Annotated in this window: 16 protein-coding genes; 13 read left to right on the top strand and 3 right to left on the bottom strand. The window is 53.5% G+C overall.

Translation table 11 applies throughout. From position 1 onward, the window contains the following. The first annotated feature begins 30 nt into the window (after positions 1 to 30). From ABHF33_RS11440 to rpmG, 3 genes are all read left to right on the top strand, one after another. Positions 31 to 2436, top strand: coding sequence for a DNA translocase FtsK (locus ABHF33_RS11440; protein WP_348944083.1), 2406 nt, complete (start codon positions 31 to 33; stop codon positions 2434 to 2436). Between the two features lie 229 nt (positions 2437 to 2665). After that, positions 2666 to 2899, top strand: coding sequence for a 50S ribosomal protein L28 (gene rpmB, locus ABHF33_RS11435; RefSeq protein ID WP_157315212.1), 234 nt, complete (start codon positions 2666 to 2668; stop codon positions 2897 to 2899). A 17-nt stretch (positions 2900 to 2916) separates the two neighbouring features. Then, on the top strand, positions 2917 to 3072 hold the full coding sequence (rpmG, locus tag ABHF33_RS11430) for a 50S ribosomal protein L33 (RefSeq protein ID WP_028449594.1): 156 nt from the start codon (positions 2917 to 2919) through the stop codon (positions 3070 to 3072). Between the two features lie 129 nt (positions 3073 to 3201). On the opposite strand, the gene ABHF33_RS11425 is transcribed toward rpmG, so the two are convergent. Further along, a complete protein-coding gene (locus tag ABHF33_RS11425) occupies positions 3202 to 4089 on the bottom strand; it encodes a LysR family transcriptional regulator (protein WP_157315211.1) in 888 nt (295 codons plus the stop codon). Positions 4090 to 4316: 227 nt separating this feature from the next. Here ABHF33_RS11425 and ABHF33_RS11420 point away from each other — a divergent pair, with 227 nt between their 5' ends. The 5 genes from ABHF33_RS11420 (at position 4317) to acs (ending at position 11101) form a co-directional block, all read left to right on the top strand. Then, the gene (locus ABHF33_RS11420) at positions 4317 to 4625 is read left to right on the top strand and encodes a DUF485 domain-containing protein (protein WP_157315199.1); all 309 of its coding nucleotides are present in this window, start codon (positions 4317 to 4319) and stop codon (positions 4623 to 4625) included. Further along, positions 4622 to 6442 carry a cation acetate symporter gene (locus tag ABHF33_RS11415; RefSeq protein WP_348944082.1) on the top strand — a complete coding sequence of 607 codons (1821 nt, stop codon included), beginning with the start codon at positions 4622 to 4624 and terminating at the stop codon, positions 6440 to 6442. The genes ABHF33_RS11420 and ABHF33_RS11415 overlap by 4 nt, the downstream gene beginning before the upstream one ends. Positions 6443 to 6544: 102 nt before the next feature. Further along, positions 6545 to 8344 (top strand): putative nucleotidyltransferase substrate binding domain-containing protein, encoded by a 1800-nt coding sequence (locus tag ABHF33_RS11410; RefSeq protein WP_348944081.1) that lies wholly within the window; start codon positions 6545 to 6547, stop codon positions 8342 to 8344. Beyond that, positions 8341 to 8988 (top strand): 3'-5' exonuclease, encoded by a 648-nt coding sequence (locus ABHF33_RS11405; RefSeq protein WP_348944080.1) that lies wholly within the window; start codon positions 8341 to 8343, stop codon positions 8986 to 8988. Before ABHF33_RS11410 ends, ABHF33_RS11405 begins: the two co-directional genes overlap by 4 nt. A 142-nt stretch (positions 8989 to 9130) precedes the next feature. Continuing rightward, the gene (acs, locus tag ABHF33_RS11400; protein WP_348944079.1) at positions 9131 to 11101 is read left to right on the top strand and encodes an acetate--CoA ligase; all 1971 of its coding nucleotides are present in this window, start codon (positions 9131 to 9133) and stop codon (positions 11099 to 11101) included. Positions 11102 to 11308: 207 nt separating this feature from the next. Here acs and ABHF33_RS11395 read toward each other — a convergent pair whose 3' ends face one another. Further along, positions 11309 to 12778, bottom strand: coding sequence for a nicotinate phosphoribosyltransferase (locus tag ABHF33_RS11395; protein ID WP_348944078.1), 1470 nt, complete (start codon positions 12776 to 12778; stop codon positions 11309 to 11311). Then, positions 12775 to 13647 carry a ribose-phosphate diphosphokinase gene (gene prs / locus ABHF33_RS11390; protein ID WP_348944077.1) on the bottom strand — a complete coding sequence of 291 codons (873 nt, stop codon included), beginning with the start codon at positions 13645 to 13647 and terminating at the stop codon, positions 12775 to 12777. Before prs ends, ABHF33_RS11395 begins: the two co-directional genes overlap by 4 nt. A 277-nt stretch (positions 13648 to 13924) precedes the next feature. On the opposite strand from prs, the gene ABHF33_RS11385 reads away from it, so the two are divergent. The 5 genes from ABHF33_RS11385 (at position 13925) to ABHF33_RS11365 (ending at position 18471) form a co-directional block, all read left to right on the top strand. Then, positions 13925 to 14617, top strand: coding sequence for an NUDIX hydrolase (locus tag ABHF33_RS11385; protein WP_348944076.1), 693 nt, complete (start codon positions 13925 to 13927; stop codon positions 14615 to 14617). A 282-nt stretch (positions 14618 to 14899) separates the two neighbouring features. Next, entirely contained in the window at positions 14900 to 15184 is a 285-nt protein-coding gene (locus ABHF33_RS11380; protein WP_348944075.1) for a hypothetical protein, read from the top strand. A gap of 225 nt (positions 15185 to 15409) precedes the next feature. After that, positions 15410 to 17428 carry an excinuclease ABC subunit UvrB gene (uvrB, locus tag ABHF33_RS11375; protein ID WP_348944074.1) on the top strand — a complete coding sequence of 673 codons (2019 nt, stop codon included), beginning with the start codon at positions 15410 to 15412 and terminating at the stop codon, positions 17426 to 17428. A gap of 71 nt (positions 17429 to 17499) precedes the next feature. After that, positions 17500 to 17901: a FosX/FosE/FosI family fosfomycin resistance hydrolase gene (gene fosX, locus ABHF33_RS11370; RefSeq protein ID WP_432803982.1), complete on the top strand. Its 402-nt coding sequence runs from the start codon at positions 17500 to 17502 to the stop codon at positions 17899 to 17901. Positions 17902 to 17913: 12 nt separating this feature from the next. After that, positions 17914 to 18471 carry a hypothetical protein gene (locus tag ABHF33_RS11365; RefSeq protein WP_348944072.1) on the top strand — a complete coding sequence of 186 codons (558 nt, stop codon included), beginning with the start codon at positions 17914 to 17916 and terminating at the stop codon, positions 18469 to 18471. Positions 18472 to 18569: the final 98 nt, after the last annotated feature.

The raw sequence follows: 18569 nt of genomic DNA, 5'->3' as shown, positions 1-18569 counted from the left end.
TCGTGAAAGCTCAGTCAACGACCCATCACCATGCCACTGTTTCGCAAGAAAAACGTCCCGAATGTCTCCACGCGTGCCGCGCTTCCCGCGCCGATAGCCAATTTGCTGCGTGAATCATGGTGGCTCTTGCTCGTGGTACTGCTGGGCTATTTATTGCTCGTACTGAGCAGCTATCACCGAGGCGATCCGGGCTGGTCGCACAGCGCCACCGAAGTGCTCATTCACAACCGGGGCGGCGCTTTTGGCGCGTGGCTGGCGGATGTGCTGCTCTACACTTTTGGCGTTTCGGCCTGGTGGTGGACGGTGTTTTGTCTGGCCGCCATTTTATGGGGCTATCGCCGGATCGACCGGATTACCGAATCGTCCAAGCCGCTGGTTTTTCTGGCCTGCACCGGCTTTGCGCTGATTATTCTGTCCAGCGCCAGCCTTGAAGCGCTGCGTTTGCACAGCCTGGACATCGTGCTACCGCACAAGCCGGGCGGCATACTGGGTTTGTCGCTGGGCGGCTGGCTGATGAAAACTTTCGGTTTTAGCGGTGCAACCTTGCTATTGCTCACGACCATGGGCTTGGGCGTATCGCTGTTTACCGGCCTGTCCTGGCTGAATGTGATGGAAAACATCGGTGCGGCGTGCGAATGGGCCTATTTCAAAACCATTGACGGCATTCAGGCCGCGCAAGACCGCCGGATTGGGCGCGAGATCAAGAAAGAGCGCGAACAGAAAGTCATGGCGGCCAAAAAGAAACAGGATGACAAAGCACCGCTGATTATTACCCCGCACCAGAGCGAAGTACCAGTCGCCAAAAAACTGGAGCGCGAGAAAAAAGAGCTGGAAAAACAGCAGGAACAGCAAGCCAAGCAGGCAGCGCAGCCGATGCTGTTTGCCGAAGATGAGCTCCCCCCTGCCCCGGCACCTGTAAGCAAAAAAGCCAGCGCAGCGAGCGTTAATCTGGGGGACGGCAGCTTACCGTCCTTAGCGTTGCTCGCCCCCGCACCAGTGGCACAAGAAAGCATCAGCAAGGAAACGCTGGAGTTTACCTCGCAGCTGATCGAGCGCAAGCTGGCCGATTTCAACGTTGAAGTCAAAGTGGTCGCCGCCTACCCAGGCCCGGTAATTACCCGCTACGAAATCGAGCCCGCAGTGGGCGTAAAAGGCTCGCAGATTGTCAACCTAATGAAGGATTTGGCGCGTGCGCTGGGCTTGGTGTCGATCCGCGTGGTGGAGACGATTCCCGGCAAAACCTATATGGGCTTGGAGTTGCCTAACCCGACACGCCAGATGATTCGCTTGTCCGAAATCATGTCGAGCGAGCCGTATCACGCGATGGCCAGCAAGCTGACCTTGGTGCTCGGTAAAGACATCACCGGCAAACCGATTGTGACCGATCTGGCCAAAGCGCCACATATGCTGGTGGCCGGTACGACGGGCTCGGGTAAATCAGTCGGCGTGAATGCAATGATTTTATCGCTGGTTTACAAAGCTACGCCCGATGAAGTGCGCTTTATCATGATCGACCCGAAAATGCTGGAGCTGTCGATTTACGACGAAATCCCGCACTTGCTCGCGCCCGTGGTCACCGATATGAAGCTGGCTGCCAATGCGTTGAACTGGTGCGTGGCCGAAATGGAAAAACGCTACCGCCTGCTCAGCGCCCTGGGCGTGCGCAATCTGGCCGGTTACAACCAGAAAATCAAAGAGGCAGAAAAAGCGGGCAAAAAACTCACCAATCCATTTACGCTCACGCCTGATGATCCTGAGCCATTGGAGCATTTGCCATTCATTGTCGTTGTGGTCGATGAGTTTGCGGATCTGATGATGGTCGCTGGCAAGAAAATCGAGGAATTAATTGCACGTCTGGCGCAAAAAGCGCGTGCAGCGGGGATACACCTGATCTTGGCCACGCAACGCCCGTCGGTGGACGTCATTACCGGCCTGATCAAGGCCAATATCCCGACTCGCCTCGCGTTTCAGGTCTCCAGCAAAATTGATAGTCGCACCATCCTTGATCAAATGGGCGCCGAAGCGCTGCTGGGGCAAGGTGATATGTTGTTCCTGCCGCCCGGCAGCGGCTACCCGCTGCGCGTGCATGGCGCTTTTGTCGCCGACGATGAAGTGCATCGCGTGGTCGATTCGCTCAAAGCCATGGGCGAGCCCAATTACATCGACGGTATTCTCAATGGCGGCTTTGAAGCTGAAGGCGCGGCCAATAGCGGGCTGAGCACAGGTGGCAGCACCGAAGAAACCGATCCGCTGTACGATGAAGCCGTCGCATTCGTCATGAAAAGTCGCCGCGCATCGATTTCTTCTGTGCAAAGGCAGCTGCGGATCGGGTATAATCGCGCCGCGCGTCTGATTGAACAAATGGAAAGCGCAGGTCTGGTCAGCCCCATGGAAACCAACGGCAACCGGACTGTACTGGCGCCAGCCAGTGAATAAAGGCAGATGTGTTCACCAATCTGCCACGCCCTCCAAAGACAGGCGGCTACACCTTTCGGGATGGGCGACTTAGCTAGCATTGCTGTCGCGTGAGATTGATACCGCAGAACAACACTGCAAGCACCACTTATTCCGATTAACCCCGCATTTTGCACCTTTGACTTGAACTCGAAGGGCGATCTGTGATATAAACGTGGACTTTTCCAGTTCCGACGTTAGGACAAGAATCATGGCACGAGTATGCAAAGTCACCGGCAAAGGCCCGATGACCGGGAATAACGTTTCCCACGCCAATAACAAAACAAAACGCCGCTTCCTCCCGAATCTGCAATCACGCCGTTTCTGGGTTGAGAGCGAAAACCGTTTCATCCGTTTGCGTGTTTCTAACGCTGCGTTGCGCCTGATCGACAAGAAAGGCATCGACGTAGTATTGGCTGACTTGCGCGCCCGCGGCGAACTATAATTCCGAGGTAATTTAAGATGCGCGATAAGATCAAGCTCGAATCTTCTGCAGGTACTGGTCATTTCTACACGACGACCAAAAACAAACGTACCATGCCAGAAAAGATGGAAATCAAGAAGTTCGATCCCGTTGCTCGCAAGCACGTGATCTACAAGGAAACCAAACTGAAGTAATTCAGTGCTGGTGACCATACTCGAAACCCCGCCTCGGCGGGGTTTTTGTTTGCCCAAAGTCTTTACCAATCAATAGGTATTGCCTTGTAGCAAACACCCCACATGGTTTAGCGGCATATACCCTGCTGGCTATTCCAGATTCCAGATTGTTTTCAGCGTTGCGCACAACTTGTGCATCATTGGGTCAGACACCCTATCGCCCGAGTAGATAAACTGCAGCGGCGCACGAGTCACCACCTCTCCACCGCGCCACAACACAATCGAGCCATCCGACGCAAAGCGTTGCGCCGTGCGCTCGGCCAGAATACCGATCCCGACGCCGGATTTGATCAACTCCAGCAGCGTCGCCTCCTCGTCAAATTCACCCACCACTTTCGGCGCCAGATTATGGCTGCGCCACAATTCCTGCGAAATATCGGCCAGACTGGTGTACTGCGACAAACCCAGCCACGGCGCATCACCGAGCTTGGGCCAATCGGCATTCTGATATTCAGCCGCCATTGAAACAGGTAAGGCTATACAAAAACCAATCTCGTCCAGCGGCAGCGTCATCACATTCTGATACGGGTTGCGCCCCAGATAAAAACCGCCATCCAGCGACTTTTTACGTACTTCGTTCAAAATACTAACGGAAATACCGTGCGTGGTTTGCACAGTAATCAGCGGAAAAGTGTCCCGCAATAGCGACAACCATGAACCCAGCCGCAAGCGTGCAGGGACGCCAATGGTGCCGATGCGGACCTTGCCTTTGGGCTCGCCTTGCAGGGTTTTGGCCTTGTGCAGCAAATCCCGCGCTTGCGCCAGAATCTGCTCGGCTTCAGGCAATAGCAATTTGCCCGCCTCGGTGAGCGATACGCCGCCGGGGTAGCGCTCAAATAAGGCCAGGCCAAATTGCTCTTCCAGCGCTTTAATTTGCGCCGTCACGGCGGGTTGGGATAAGTGCAACAATTCAGCAGCCTGAGTCAGATGCCCTTGTTGCGCCACGGTCACAAAAGTTCGTAGTTGATAGAGTTCCATAAGCGCAATTATCCCCCAAAGCCAATCCATCGCGCCATAAAGCTTGCCGCAAAATGTAGTTAAAAATCTTTGATTACAAACAACAAAGTAAGCCCTGTGCAACCAGACATAAATTACGCTGATTCCTCACATCAGAAAAAGCAATTGGCGTCATGGCGTAACAAAGACTTACATTAGCTGTGGAAATAGCTAAGCAACAGCTTTTTACACTACACAGGAGGCAGCGTATGCATGATTCAATGATTGAACGCGTCCAGAATAATCCGAAATTTCACGCCCTCGTGGCCACTCGCGCCAGATTTTCCTGGATGCTGACCATCGCGATGCTGGTGATTTACTACGGCTTTATTTTGCTCATCGCTTTTTCACCTGCAACACTGGGCACCCCGATTGGCAATGGCGTCACCACCTGGGGCATCCCGGTTGGCATTTTTGTCATTATCTCGGCTTTTGTCCTCACCGGTATTTATGTGCGCCGCGCCAATACCGAATTTGACCAACTGACCCGTGAAGTCGTTGAGGACGCTAAAAAATGAAATCACTACTACAAAAACTGGGTTTGGCGGGCACATTTGCCGCAGTCATGCTGATGAGCAGCATGCCAAGCTGGGCAGCGGGTGCCATTGAAGGTGCAGTCGAGAAACGCAGCCTGAATGTTCACGCCATTGTGATGTTTCTGGCTTTTGTCGCTTTCACGCTGGGGATTACGTATTGGGCAGCGCGCCGTACGCGCTCGGCCAAAGACTTTTACGCCGCGGGTGGTGGCATTACCGGCTTTCAAAATGGCCTGGCGATTGCTGGTGACTATATGTCGGCAGCGTCCTTCCTTGGCATTTCGGCGATGGTCTTTACCACCGGTTACGACGGCCTGATTTACTCAATCGGCTTTCTGGTCGGCTGGCCGGTGATTACCTTTATGGTCGCCGAACGCCTGCGTAACCTGGGTAAATACACCTTTGCCGATGTGGCCTCATATCGCCTGTCGCAAACGCCGGTACGCGTTTTTGCTGCAACCGGTACGCTAGTCGTGGTGGCGCTGTACCTGATCGCCCAGATGGTGGGTGCGGGCAAGCTGATCCAGCTGCTGTTCGGTCTGGACTACACCTACGCCGTGATTCTGGTCGGCATTCTGATGATTCTGTACGTCACTTTCGGCGGCATGCTGGCGACGACATGGGTACAGATTATCAAAGCCATTCTGCTGCTGTCTGGTGCTTCATTCATGGCCTTTATGGTGATGAAGCACGCCGGGTTCAGCTTTGAAACGCTGTTCCAGCAAGCAGTCGAAGTCAAACAGGCTGGTGCTCAGGCTCTGACAGCCAAAGCGGCGGTAGCCTCGGAAGCAGCAGCAGTTGCAGTGGCCGCCAATGCGCCTGACGCTTCAGCAGCGCTCGCCTCAGCAGCCACCGCAGCCGAGAACGCCGCCAAAGCGGCCAAATCGGACATCATGGCCCCCGGTGGTCTGGTTTCCAACCCGATTGATGCCATTTCGCTCGGCCTGGCGCTGATGTTTGGTACGGCAGGTCTACCGCACATCCTGATGCGTTTCTTTACCGTATCGGATGCCAAAGAAGCCCGTAAATCGGTGTTCTACGCCACCGGCTTTATTGGCTACTTCTACATCCTGACCTTTATCATCGGCTTTGGCGCAATCGTGCTGGTTGCGACCAATCCGGCGTTCAAGGATGCCACGGGCGCGCTGATTGGCGGCTCGAATATGGCGGCGGTGCATTTGTCGGCTGCTGTGGGTGGTGACTTGTTCCTGGGCTTTATTTCTGCGGTAGCCTTTGCCACCATTCTGGCGGTAGTAGCTGGCTTGACGCTCTCGGGCGCTTCGGCGGTATCGCACGATCTGTACGCCTCGGTCATCAAGAAAGGCAAAGCCAATGAAGCCGACGAGATTCGCGTATCGAAAATGACCACCGTTGCACTGGGGATCGTCGCCATGCTACTCGGTATTATTTTCGAGAAACAGAATATCGCCTTTATGGTCGGCCTGGCCTTCTCAATCGCGGCATCGGCCAACTTCCCAGTGCTGATCTTGTCGATGTTCTGGAAAAACCTCACCACGCGTGGTGCAGTGTGGGGTGGCGCAATCGGCCTGATCTCGGCGGTCGTGCTGATTATCTTGGGACCAACGGTGTGGGTAGACGTACTCGGTCATGCCAAAGGCTCTGAGCTGTTTGCGTACAAAAACCCAGCCTTGTTCTCAATGACTGCAGCGTTCTTCTTCACCTGGCTGTTCTCGGTGACGGACAACAGCGCCCGGGCTCAGCTGGAACGTGGCAAATTCAAAGCGCAGTTTATCCGCTCGATGACGGGTATTGGTGCAGAAGGCGCATCAGAACACTAATCTAGCGATATACCTTGCAATAAAACCTGCGCCCCATTCGTGATTCACGCTGGGGCGCTTTTTTATGTGTTGTCTTGCTTCACTTCACCGCAGGAGTTGGCGATGCCAGGCGCGCTCGATTTTTCCTACCCACCTTTCGATACTCTCACGCCGGTTGAAGGCAGCGAGCTAATCCGGCAGATAGATATTGAATATCATGCCGCAGGCAGCACGATCATCGAGGCAGGCAGCCCGATGCTGGCGCTGTACGTGGTAATGAAAGGGCTGGTCACAGGCGGAGCCGATCACGATGTGCCGATTGCCGAACACGAATTATTTGATGGCAAGGCGCTGCTGGAAGGCCGCTGCGCCCACGCTTTCAGCGCCCGCGAAGACACACTGCTGTGGCGCATTCCGCGCGAAGCCATTTTGCAGCTGAGCCAGCGCAATACCACCTTTGCTGCCTATTTTTATCAGGACGTCGCGCGCCGAATGGCCGAATTGTCGCCCAGCCCGCACCAGCTCAGCCAGGCCACGCTAATGCTAACGCGCGTGCGCGACGCCTGCGCCAGCCCGGTGTTTTATCTGCCAGCCGACGCCAGCGTACTCGATGCGGCGCAAATGCTGCAGGCCAAACATGCCAGCTCGGTGCTGATCAAAACGGCGCAAGGCTGCGGCATTTTCACCCAGAGCGATTTATGCCAGCTGGTCAGTCAGGGTCTGGTGCCCGCAACAACGCACGCGGCCGATCATGCCAGCTTCAGGCTGCATACGGTCGAGCCGGATGCCACCCTGCATCAGGCCATGATTCTAATGATGCGCCACGGCATTCACCGGGTCTTGATCGCCCAAAATGGCGAAATCAGCGGCGTACTCGAACAACTCGATTTGCTCGCTTGTCTAGCCAACAATCCGCACAGCCTTGGCGTGCAGATCGAGCGCGCCAACAGCATCGACGAACTCAAACAGGTTTCAGCGCGATTCACGCCCTTGATCCAGCTATTTCAGCAGAGCGGCATGAAAGTAACGCTGATTGCCGAGCTGATTGGCGAGCTGCGGCAAAAACTACTCGCCAAACTATTTGCGCTGCTGGCACCGGCGGGAATGCTGGAGCACGTCTGCCTGCTCGCGCTGGGCTCGGAAGGACGCGGCGAGCAGATTTTGCGCACCGATCAGGATAATGCGCTGATTATTGCCGATGGCTATGAGCACCCCGAGCTGGCCAGCGTGTGTGCACAATTTAACGCCACCTTGCTTGCATTGGGCTACCCGCCCTGCCCCGGCCAGATCATGATCAGCAATCCGGCATGGCGACTTAGCGTTAGCGGCTTTAAGCAGCAAATTGACGCCTGGACTTATTCGCCCGATAGCAAGCAATTGATGCAACTGGCCATCTGGATTGACGGCACAGCAGTCACCGGAAATACTACCCTACTGTATGAGCTGAAAAACCATCTAAAGCGCTGGCTTGATGGCAATACCTCCTTTATGGCGCATTTCGCACGCGCAATAGAGCAGTTTCCCAGCCCGCTGGGGCTGTTCTCCCGCCTGCTGACCCATGCTGATGATCACCTGCTGGATTTAAAAAAAGGCGGGATTTTTCCGATCACGCACGGCTTGCGCAGCCTGGCGCTGGAGGCAGGCATCGAGCCTCGCAATAGCTATCTGCGGCTGGCCGCTTTAAGCGGCGGCACCGTGATCAGCCATTCGCTGGCTCAGGATCTGGCTGAAACGCTGGGCTTTTTGCAAGGCTTGCAGCTTAAATACGGCCTGCAGGCGCAAGCCGCCGGGCGGCAGGCGGTGAACCTGATCGACCCGGCGCAGCTGACAGCATTGGAGCGCGAGCTACTCAAAGACGCACTCGGCGTTGTTAAGCAGTTTCGTTCCCTGCTGCGCCACCATTTCAAACTGGATCAGCTATGAGCCAGCGCCCAATCCCGGCACCAAGCCAGCTATCGCTACGCTACTGGCGGCAACGCTGGCTTAGAGCGCGGCTACTCAAAGCCGAATTTGATTTTCTATTGGCAGGCGAACCGGCACAGGAATGGGTCAGCATCGATTGCGAGACCAGCAGCCTTGACCCCAGAAATGCCGAAATCATCAGCATCGCCGCGGTACGCATTTCGGGCAGACGGATCGAGCTGTCGGATGCTTTATCGCTACTGATCAAGCCCAGCGGCGCGCTCGATCCTAAAAGCATCCCCATCCACGGCTTGCGCGCGCAGGACGTAGCGCAAGGGCTGGCGATGGACGACGCGCTCAGCCAGCTACTGCACTTCATCGGCTCGCGCCCGATCATAGGCTACTATCTGGAGTTTGATCTGGCAGTGATCAATCGCCAGCTCAAACCGTGGCTGGGAATCGCCTTGCCCAACCGCGCCATTGATGTATCGGGCCTGTATTACGACCGCATGGTCAGCGCCTATAGCCCGGAAGTGGATCTACGGCTGGAGCGGATTTTGCACACGCTGGATCTACCCGCTCTGGCGCGGCACGACCCACTGAATGACGCACTGATGGCCGCGATGATCTTCCTAAAGCTAAGTAAAAACCCTAATAGCGCTTAATTTACAGGCACTTACATCCAGCATCAGCCAGATTGATTTGCCACATCAGAAAAGACAATTGGCTTTGATTTTGGCGCAGGCATACAGTCACGGTACCAATTTTCACCAACTGTTTTTAACTTGGCTTGCAGGAGTACACAGCATGAGTGGTATCGATTCTGTTTTGAAAGAAACCCGTTCATTTCCGCCATCGGATGATTTCCGCGTCAACGCCACCGTTTCCGGCATGGAAGGCTACAACGCGCTGTGCGAAAAAGCGAACAACGATTACGAAGGCTTCTGGGGCGACTTGGCCAAGTCCATGCTCGACTGGAAAAAACCCTTCACCAAGATTCTGAACAGCGATAACGCGCCGTTCTACAAATGGTTTGAAGATGGCGTGATGAATGTGTCGTACAACTGTATCGACCGCCATCTAGAAACCAAAGCCAATAAAGTAGCGATTATTTTTGAAGCCGACGACGGCTCGGTGACTCGCATCACCTACCGCGAGCTGTATCACCGCGTTTGCCAATTCGCCAATGGTCTGAAATCACTCGGCGTTACTAAGGGCGACCGCGTGGTGATCTACATGCCACACACGATTGAAGCTGTGGTAGCGATGCAAGCATGTGCGCGTATCGGTGCGATTCACTCAGTAGTATTCGGCGGCTTCTCGGCTGGCGCATTGCGCGACCGTATTCAGGACGCACAAGCCAAAGTCGTGATCACGGCCAACGAAACAGTGCGTGGCGGCAAAGCGACGCCGCTGAAATCAATCACCGATGAAGCCTTGGGCTTGGGTGGTTGCGAGTCAGTATCCAAAGTGGTGGTGTTCCAACGCACTAGCACCAAACCAGAACACTGGAACGAAGAGCGCAATATCTGGTGGCACAAACTGGTGAAAGACCAAGCCGACACGTGCGAGCCAGAATGGGTTGAAGCTGAACACCCACTGTTCATCCTCTACACCTCAGGCTCTACCGGTAAGCCAAAAGGGATTCAACACTCATCAGCAGGCTACCTGCTCGGTACGCAAGTGACGATGAAATGGGTATTCGACTACAAAGAAACCGACGTTTACTGGTGCACGGCCGACGTGGGCTGGATTACTGGCCACTCTTACATCGCCTACGGTCCATTAGGCATCGGCGCGACGCAAGTTGTATTTGAAGGCGTGCCAACTTACCCAGATGCTTCGCGCTTCTGGCAAATGATTGAAAAACACGAAGTCACAACGTTCTACACCGCGCCAACGGCGATCCGCTCATTGATCAAACTCGGTGGCGATTTGCCGAAGAAATATGATCTGTCGTCACTACGCCTATTGGGCACCGTGGGTGAACCGATCAACCCAGAAGCTTGGATGTGGTACTACGAAGTGGTTGGCGGTAGCCGCTGCCCTATCGTCGATACGTGGTGGCAGACAGAAACCGGCTGCAATATGATCGCCCCACTGCCAGGTGCAGTTGCGACTAAACCAGGCTCTTGCACCTTGCCAATCCCAGGCATTATGGCCGACATCGTGGATGAATCTGGCGCACAAGTTGATCTGGGCAAAGGTGGTTTCCTCGTGGTGAGCAAACCATGGCCATCGATGGTGCGCAATATCTGGGGCGATGCAGATCGCTTCAAGAAAACCTACTTCCCGGACGACTACAACGGCAAATTGTATCTGGCAGGCGACTCGGCGCACCGCGACGAGAATGGCTACATCTGGATCATGGGCCGGATTGACGACGTATTGAACGTATCAGGCCACCGCCTCGGCACGATGGAAATCGAGTCAGCACTGGTTGCCAACCCACTGGTAGCAGAAGCCGCCGTCGTGGGCAAACCACACGATATCAAAGGCGAATCAGTCGTTGCCTATGTGGTACTGAAAGGCGCTCGCCCAGAAGGTGAAGACGCTAAACGTATCGCTAAAGAGCTGCGTGAATGGGTAGCTCACGAAATCGGTAAGATTGCTCAGCCAGACGAGATCCGTTTTGGCGACAATCTGCCAAAAACTCGCTCAGGTAAGATCATGCGTCGCCTGTTGCGTGACATCGCTAAAGGCCTGGAAATTACTGCGGATACTTCCACTCTGGAAAACCCAGCGATTCTGGAGCAATTGCGTCAGTCTGCAATCTAATCCTCAGCGAACAACCAATTACGCTTGTACTGTTAAACCACAGTATCTTTTACCCGCCATCTTCAGGATGGCGGGTATTTTTTTGCCTACTTGAAATACACCATCAGGTATATTGCCACAACCCAATCAGGATATTGCTTATAAGGCTATACCCAATAAAAAGCCCTGCAGCTGCAGGGCTTTTGCATTGTCCATGCATGGATCAATTTACAGTGTCGCCGCCAGTCGGGCACGCACTTGAGCCAGCGTGGTTTCATTGAGCAAGCGGCCATTTTCAAACACCGGGATAAATTCACACTGATTCACTTCATCCCAAGTGGCTTGATCTTTCAGATACAGCTTACCCTCTGCGTTTTTGTACACGGCCACCAAGCCTTTGGCCGAGTTTTTAGTGCCGTCGCCGGTTTTCGGTGCTTTGAAAATCTCGCGATCTTGCCCTGCTACTTTGGCAAAGGTGGCTTTCACGGCAAAACCGTCGGTGTCACGCGTTACATACTGATAGGTATAGCTGCCGATGCCAAACACGATATTGGTCGACGCAAAGCCTTTGGCTTTTAAGCCAGCGCAAATTGCGCGCGCCCGCTCAAACGTGATCGAATCACCATAAATCACGCCAACATGTGCGTCGAGCAATTTGTAACCCTGACTCGTCGTTGTACCACCAAACACATCCCACAAGCATTCCACCGCACCTTTGTATTCGGGGCTGCCAACGGGCGCATCGGCATCGCCGCAAATCACTTTCACCGGATCGCCCGAATCAGGACGGAACACCACTTTGCCGTTGCGCGCCAAGATTTTGTCTTTCAGGCGCACGGTAAAGTCGGTCATCACCTGCCAGAAATCCCATGAATCGGACACGATGCTAACAATCCCTTCCGGGTAAATGTCTTCGATCAGGCGGCGGAAAGTTTCCAGCTCATTATCCATGCCACCCGCACACATCACCGAGTGTTCGGTCGCCGCCACGCTGCCGCCGACCAGCTCCAGATCGCTATTGGCGCCGTAGTAGTCTTCCAGAAAATCAATCGCCGGAATCGTGTCGGTACCGGTAAAGCTGAGCAAGTGGGCTGCGCCGCTCATCATCGCCGCTTCGGCGCCAAACATGCCACGGAAGCTAAAATCGTGGCCTTGCCAATTCACAAACTCGGTGCTGCCATCGGTTTCCAAAGCATATTGGGTGAGTATCTTCTTGTACTCGTGTGCAGTTGTGGCACTGGTGCACATACCCCAGATGTTGGTCGATAAAATCGTTTCCAGATAATTAGTCAGCCAGAAAAAACGCTCGTCGGTGTTGTAAATCACCAAGCACGGCAAGCGCACTGGGTAAACCGTGCCTTCGGGCAGCGCCATAATTTTGATCGGCAAGTAGCCCAAGTCGTGCAGATCGGCAATGTGCTGCGTGCCGACATTGTTCGGGCCCAGATAATTATTAATCCGGCGCGCAAAACGGCGAATCACTTCGTCTTTCGGTTGTTGGAAAAAATCTTTATTCCAGCTCTCGATCAGAAAATCTTTTACAAAGTGCTGCAGGCCGAAAAACACCATTTCATCGGTGTAATCGCGGCGCGTGGTGCGCGCGGTGAGGTTACTAAAAATGATTTCGGTATTGTCCGGATACTGACGGCGGTGATCGACTTTATAGCCATCAATCGCGGTAACTGGGTTGAGTCTCATTGTTGCTCTCCTTCGCATGGATTAGTTGGCATTAGCGACCAAATATCCTGAATGGTTAAAAAGTCATCACTGCTTAAATTATTAATGCTGTTGGTGGTGTACACCGCGTCGATGCCGCTGTTTGCCAATAGCTGCAAATTCGCCGTCCCTTCAAAATGCGATACCGCCAGCACGATGCGCGCGCAGTTTTTCTGCTTCAGCTTTTTCGCCAGCTCGATAAAGGTGCGGCCACCGGCGCAAATATCGTCGACGATCAGCGCGGTTTTGCCGGATAAATCACCACAAAACACCTCGGTATCGACAATCGCACCGTTGCGCACATCACGAATTTTGTCGGCGCGAATCACCGGTAAACCACCCAAGTGCGTCGCCAGCGCAAACACCTTTTTATTCGCACCCGCGTCGGGAGAGACCAGCAATACATCATTACCCAGCTGGCTGAGTACTCGTTCAATCAATGCGTAGTTTTTGACCACTTGCGCCCGATCGAGCAAGGCGACGACCACATCGCTGTGCGGGTCAAACAAAGTGACTTGGCGATAACGCTGCTGGTTAATCAAATCGGCATACACCTTCACCGACAAAGCCTCGCCGTCATTGCACACTCGGTCTTGCCGCGCACCGGGAAAGTACGGAATCAGCAAATCAATCTCGCTCGCACCTTGGCGTTTGAGTGCATCGGTCAGCAATAGCAACTGCATGATCGATGCATCGCCGGTGTAGCGATAGCGAATTTGCACACGCGCTGCGCTCTGTTTTAACACCTGCACATGCTGCTCGCCGCTACCAAATTGAAACAGCTTTAAGGCTTGCGCCGCCGCGCCTTGCGCGGGTAAATCATAGCTAGATTGCACATTATTGCAGCTCATCACCGTCTCCTTATCCACCGCAGATCGTAAGCATATTCACAAACAAACGCCAGCATTCACTTCAAAATCTGACATCACCTTGTAATTGCGTACTCTCTTGCGATGAGTTGATATTAGTGTCGCAGAGACACTATGTCAAACGTTTTTTCAGTGCCACTTTTTTACTGTGTTGAAAATCACTGAGCAGACAACATCAGAGCCCCAGCACAAGCGCATTGGTCTTTATGACTTTGTTCGCTAAAATGTCTCTCAGACACTAACCAAGCGATACTCTGCCATGGCGTATAAAAACCCACTATTCACCGTCGATAGCACGCTGTTCACGGTACACGACAACACACTCAAAGTGCTGTTGGTGCAACGCGCCGAAGTGCCTTTTCTTGGCCTGTGGGCACTGCCCGGCGGTTTTGTCGATGTCGATCAGGATGCCAACACCGACGCCACCGCTCACCGCAAATTGCGCGATAAAACCGGCTTTACGCCGCAATATCTGGAGCAGCTACAAGTGATTTCAGGCGCACAGCGCGATCCGCGCGGCTATAGCGTCACACTGGCCTACTACGCGCTCGTCGCCCACCAGAATGTCAGCCCCAAGATCGCCAGCGTGGCGCTGGCGCAGTGGATTGCAGTGCAGGATTTGCCGCAATACACCCTCGCCTTCGATCACGCCCACATCATCGCGCTAGCGCAAGCGCGGCTGCAACAAAAAACGCTGTACTCAATGATCCCCGCCTTCTGCCTGCCCGAGCGCTTTACCATCGCCCAATTGCAGCAAGTGATCGAAACCATCATTGAAAAACCCATCCAGCGCAAAAGCCTGATGCGGCGCATTGAAGCGAGTGAAATGTTTGAAGCCCACGAAGAGAAAGCCGCCTCAGGCGGCCGCTTTGCACAGCTGTATTCGATTAAAGCAGGGGCAGATTTGGTGAATTTTGAGCGCAATTTAATGGCCAAAGACCCGCAAGCTTAGTAGCCACAAAATATTGCTCGATTTACCCCCCAATCCAAAGGCCAATGCTGCTTGGAAACAGGGAGTGGATTAAACTAAGTCAGAGGCCGCAGTCGGCCAGAAACGGACTATTTGTGTATTGCACAAATCTGCCTGAGAGTAATGCGACTTAGGTGACTACGGTAAACTACCTTTCGGTTATCGCTTACCCAACATATAACTCATAAAAATCAACAGCTAGGCCATCACCGCTTGAGTTAGGCCTCAACTAGTGAGACCTGATTAATAGTTAGGTAGAAGCTCATGGAAATTGTTTTGCTATTAGTTGTTGTTACAGTCCCGATTTGGCTCAATGTCAAAGCCACTCTTTTAGTTTTTCGAGACGCCTTCTCCGAGAAAACACAAAAAATTACACAGCTAATATTTGTTTGGTTCTTGCCCTTGGTTGGCGCCATTGTTGTTTTGGCCATTCATCGCCAAGAAGAAAAGTCTTCTGGCACATATCCGAGCGAGAAAGACCCAGGAGAAGATTTTGGACTTTCTGGTAGTTCTATTAAAAATATCACTAAGATCATTGATGGTGATTAAGCAGTCTGCTTAGGGTCGGAGCTACCCCTAAAATATTGGATAAATTCAAGATTGCGAGCGCCCCCATAAAAGCGATAGTTCAATGGTGAAGCGCTCACACCACGCCACTCAACAGAGCAACGTGCATTGCACTCTGCAGCGTTTATAGTACAAACGTTCAACACGCTTGAACCCAAACCCAGTTGCGCCGACAATACTCTTTTGCCTTAATGCAGCGCAGCCGCCATGTTTGTTGACTTTCCAGACTCGCCCTATCACCTCTTTCAGCCCTTCCCGCCTGCGGGCGATCAGCCAACGGCAATCGCGCAGCTGATCGAAGGTTTGGACGATGGTTTGCGCTTTCAAACTTTGCTGGGCGTCACCGGCTCGGGCAAGACGTTTACGATGGCGAACGTGATTGCGCGCACGGGGCGGCCGGCGATTATTCTGGCGCCGAATAAAACGCTGGCGGCGCAGCTGTATGCCGAGATGCGCGAGTTCTTTCCGAAAAATGCGGTCGAGTATTTCGTAAGTTATTACGATTACTATCAGCCCGAAGCCTATGTGCCGAGTCGCGATCTGTTTATCGAAAAAGACTCGGCAATTAACGAGCATATCGAGCAGATGCGCTTGAGTGCGACCAAGGCAATGCTGGAGCGCAAAGACTGCATTATCGTCGCCACCGTATCGGCGATTTACGGGATTGGCGACCCTAGCTCGTATCACGCAATGATTTTGCATCTGGTTGAGGGCGAACAGATCGGCCAGCGCGACATTATCAAACGGCTGACCACGATGCAGTACGACCGCAATGAGCTTGATTTTTCGCGTGGGCATTTTCGCGTGCGCGGCGATGTGATTGATATTTTCCCAGCTGAGTCGGCCGAGCTGGCGGTGCGCGTGTCGATGTTCGACGACGAGATCGAGCGCATCAGTCTGTTTGACCCACTCACCGGCCATGTGAAGCAGCGCGTGGGCAGGTATACGATTTTCCCCAGCAGCCACTATGTCACGCCGCGCGATACCGTCATGCGTGCGATTGAAACCATCAAAGACGAGCTGCGCGATCGCTTGGCGTTTTATTACAAAGAGCAAAAACTGGTCGAGGCGCAAAGACTGGAACAGCGCACGCGGTTTGATTTGGAAATGCTGACTGAGATGGGCTTTTGCAAAGGCATCGAGAACTACTCGCGACATTTTTCCGGCAAACCGGCAGGCTCGCCGCCACCGACGCTGCTCGATTATTTGCCTAAAGATGGCCTGATGATTCTGGACGAGAGCCACGTCATGATCGGCCAAGTCGGCGCAATGTATAAGGGCGACCGTTCGCGCAAGGAAAACCTCGTCGATTACGGTTTCCGCCTGCCCTCTGCGATGGACAATCGCCCGCTGAAATTTGAAGAATTCGAACGGCTGATGCCGCAAACGATTTTCGTCTCGGCTACACCGGCCGATTATGAAGCCAAAAACCAAGGCCAAGTGGTCGAGCAAGTCGTGCGCCCCACGGGGCTCGTCGATCCGATTATCGAAGTGCGCCCAGTCGGCACGCAAGTCGATGATTTACTATCCGAGATCAAGCTGCGCACCGCCGTGGGTGAGCGCGTGCTGGTCACGACGCTCACCAAAAAAATGTCCGAACAACTCACCGATTATCTTGCCGAGCATGGCATCAAGGTGCGCTATTTGCACTCGGATATTGATACGGTCGAGCGCGTCGAAATCCTGCGCGATTTGCGACTTGGCGTATTTGACGTGCTGATCGGGATTAACTTATTGCGCGAAGGTTTGGATATTCCTGAGGTGTCGCTGGTGGCGATTCTGGATGCCGACAAAGAGGGTTTCCTGCGCAGTGAGCGCAGCTTGATTCAGACCATAGGCCGCGCAGCGCGAAATCTGAACGGCAAGGCAATTTTGTACGCGGACCGCATTACCAATTCGATGGAAAAAGCCATCGGTGAAACCCAGCGCCGCCGCGATAAACAGATCGCGTTTAATGTGGCCAACAACATTACGCCACGCGGCGTCGTCAAACGCATCAAGGACATTATCGACGGCGTGTATAACGCCGAGGAAGCGACCGCAGCGCGGCTCGAAGAGAAAAAACAACGCATCGTCGCCGAGATGGATCAGAAACAACTCGCGAAAGAGCTCAAACGCATCGAAAAAGAAATGATGAACGCTGCGCAAAATCTGGAATTCGAACGCGCCGCGCAGCTACGCGACGAACTCAAGCAATTGCGTGATCGAGCATTTGGCCATGAGTAGGGGTATAACCAGCAAGGTCAATGCCTACAATGACTTGAAAAACATACTATGCAGGGTATTTAACAGTGCAGATTAGCGGCATCAGTCATCTCACTTTTATTGTGAAAGATCTGGAACGGATGGCGCGTTTTCTGTGTGAGGGGCTGGGCGCTACCGAGGTGTATGACAGCGGCGCGCAAACTTTTTCAATTGCACCAGAAAAATTCTTCCTGTTGGGCGAACTCTGGATCGCAGCAATGAAAGGCGAGCCGCCGACCGAGCGTAGCTATCAGCACGTGGCATTTGCAGTGAGTGAAGCCGATTTAGCGGCGATCACCGCGCGATTAATTACGCTGGGCGTCGAAATCAAACCGCCACGTCCGCGCATCGCTGGTGAGGCTCAATCGCTGTATTTTTATGATTTCGACAATCATTTATTTGAACTACATACCGGCACGCTGGCAGAACGACTAGCAAGCTACCGAGAAAAATAATAGGGTATAGCCATGAAGAAAATTCTCAAATTAGTCTGTAAAGCGATACTAGCTCTGGGTATAACTAGCAATGGTGTGCAGGCTGCTGATCATCAGGCCTTTGGCGAGGCAACGCCCGCTTGGCTGCAGGGCATGAATACCGATCAAGCGTGGAAAACGTGGGCGGTGGCCCCCGTAATGACGCGGCACTTTGATCGCCAGGCGGTGATTGACGACAATCTGAGCGAGAGCAATCCGGGTATCGGCATTGAGCGCAGTAATGGCCGCTGGCACTGGATGCTAGGCGCCTATCGCAACTCGCTGCGCGATCCGTCGATCTACGCACAGCTGGGCTGGACGCCGCTGCAATGGCAATTTAGCGATAAAGCCAGCCTGTCGCTCGGCGCAGCGGCAGGCTTGGTGAGTGGCTATCAAAACACCGATAAAGGCTATCCGATTGTGCCGGCTGGTGGTTTTCTGGTCTCGCTGGAAACCGATTACCACTTGGGCTTGAATCTATTTATCGTGCCGACGATTCAAGCCGTCGATGTGGAAGGCTTTGTGGCCGCACAGCTAAAAATTGGCTTCTAGGGGTATAGCTCTACAAGTCAATTGAAATAATATATAGCGAGTAATACCCATAGAAGACTACATATTTGTCGCTCGCCATCAGCAAACCTAAATGAAGC

The organism is Chitinibacter sp. FCG-7, from assembly GCF_040047665.1.
GTDB lineage: Bacteria > Pseudomonadota > Gammaproteobacteria > Burkholderiales > Chitinibacteraceae > Chitinibacter > Chitinibacter mangrovi.
This window is presented reverse-complemented; position numbering and strand designations above follow the sequence as displayed.

Excerpts from the sequence above, each read along its gene's own strand:
- rpmB (WP_157315212.1), top strand. The coding sequence starts at position 2,666 with ATGGCACGAGTATGCAAAGTCACCGGCAAAGGCCCGATGACCGGGAAT.
- ABHF33_RS11365 (WP_348944072.1), top strand. The coding sequence starts at position 17,914 with ATGAAGAAAATTCTCAAATTAGTCTGTAAAGCGATACTAGCTCTGGGT.
- rpmG (WP_028449594.1), top strand. The coding sequence starts at position 2,917 with ATGCGCGATAAGATCAAGCTCGAATCTTCTGCAGGTACTGGTCATTTC.
- uvrB (WP_348944074.1), top strand. The coding sequence starts at position 15,410 with ATGTTTGTTGACTTTCCAGACTCGCCCTATCACCTCTTTCAGCCCTTC.
- ABHF33_RS11405 (WP_348944080.1), top strand. The coding sequence starts at position 8,341 with ATGAGCCAGCGCCCAATCCCGGCACCAAGCCAGCTATCGCTACGCTAC.
- ABHF33_RS11410 (WP_348944081.1), top strand. The coding sequence starts at position 6,545 with ATGCCAGGCGCGCTCGATTTTTCCTACCCACCTTTCGATACTCTCACG.
- prs (WP_348944077.1), bottom strand. The coding sequence starts at position 13,647 with ATGAGCTGCAATAATGTGCAATCTAGCTATGATTTACCCGCGCAAGGC.
- ABHF33_RS11380 (WP_348944075.1), top strand. The coding sequence starts at position 14,900 with ATGGAAATTGTTTTGCTATTAGTTGTTGTTACAGTCCCGATTTGGCTC.
- ABHF33_RS11415 (WP_348944082.1), top strand. The coding sequence starts at position 4,622 with ATGAAATCACTACTACAAAAACTGGGTTTGGCGGGCACATTTGCCGCA.
- ABHF33_RS11385 (WP_348944076.1), top strand. The coding sequence starts at position 13,925 with ATGGCGTATAAAAACCCACTATTCACCGTCGATAGCACGCTGTTCACG.
- ABHF33_RS11425 (WP_157315211.1), bottom strand. The coding sequence starts at position 4,089 with ATGGAACTCTATCAACTACGAACTTTTGTGACCGTGGCGCAACAAGGG.
- ABHF33_RS11440 (WP_348944083.1), top strand. The coding sequence starts at position 31 with ATGCCACTGTTTCGCAAGAAAAACGTCCCGAATGTCTCCACGCGTGCC.
- ABHF33_RS11395 (WP_348944078.1), bottom strand. The coding sequence starts at position 12,778 with ATGAGACTCAACCCAGTTACCGCGATTGATGGCTATAAAGTCGATCAC.
- ABHF33_RS11420 (WP_157315199.1), top strand. The coding sequence starts at position 4,317 with ATGCATGATTCAATGATTGAACGCGTCCAGAATAATCCGAAATTTCAC.
- acs (WP_348944079.1), top strand. The coding sequence starts at position 9,131 with ATGAGTGGTATCGATTCTGTTTTGAAAGAAACCCGTTCATTTCCGCCA.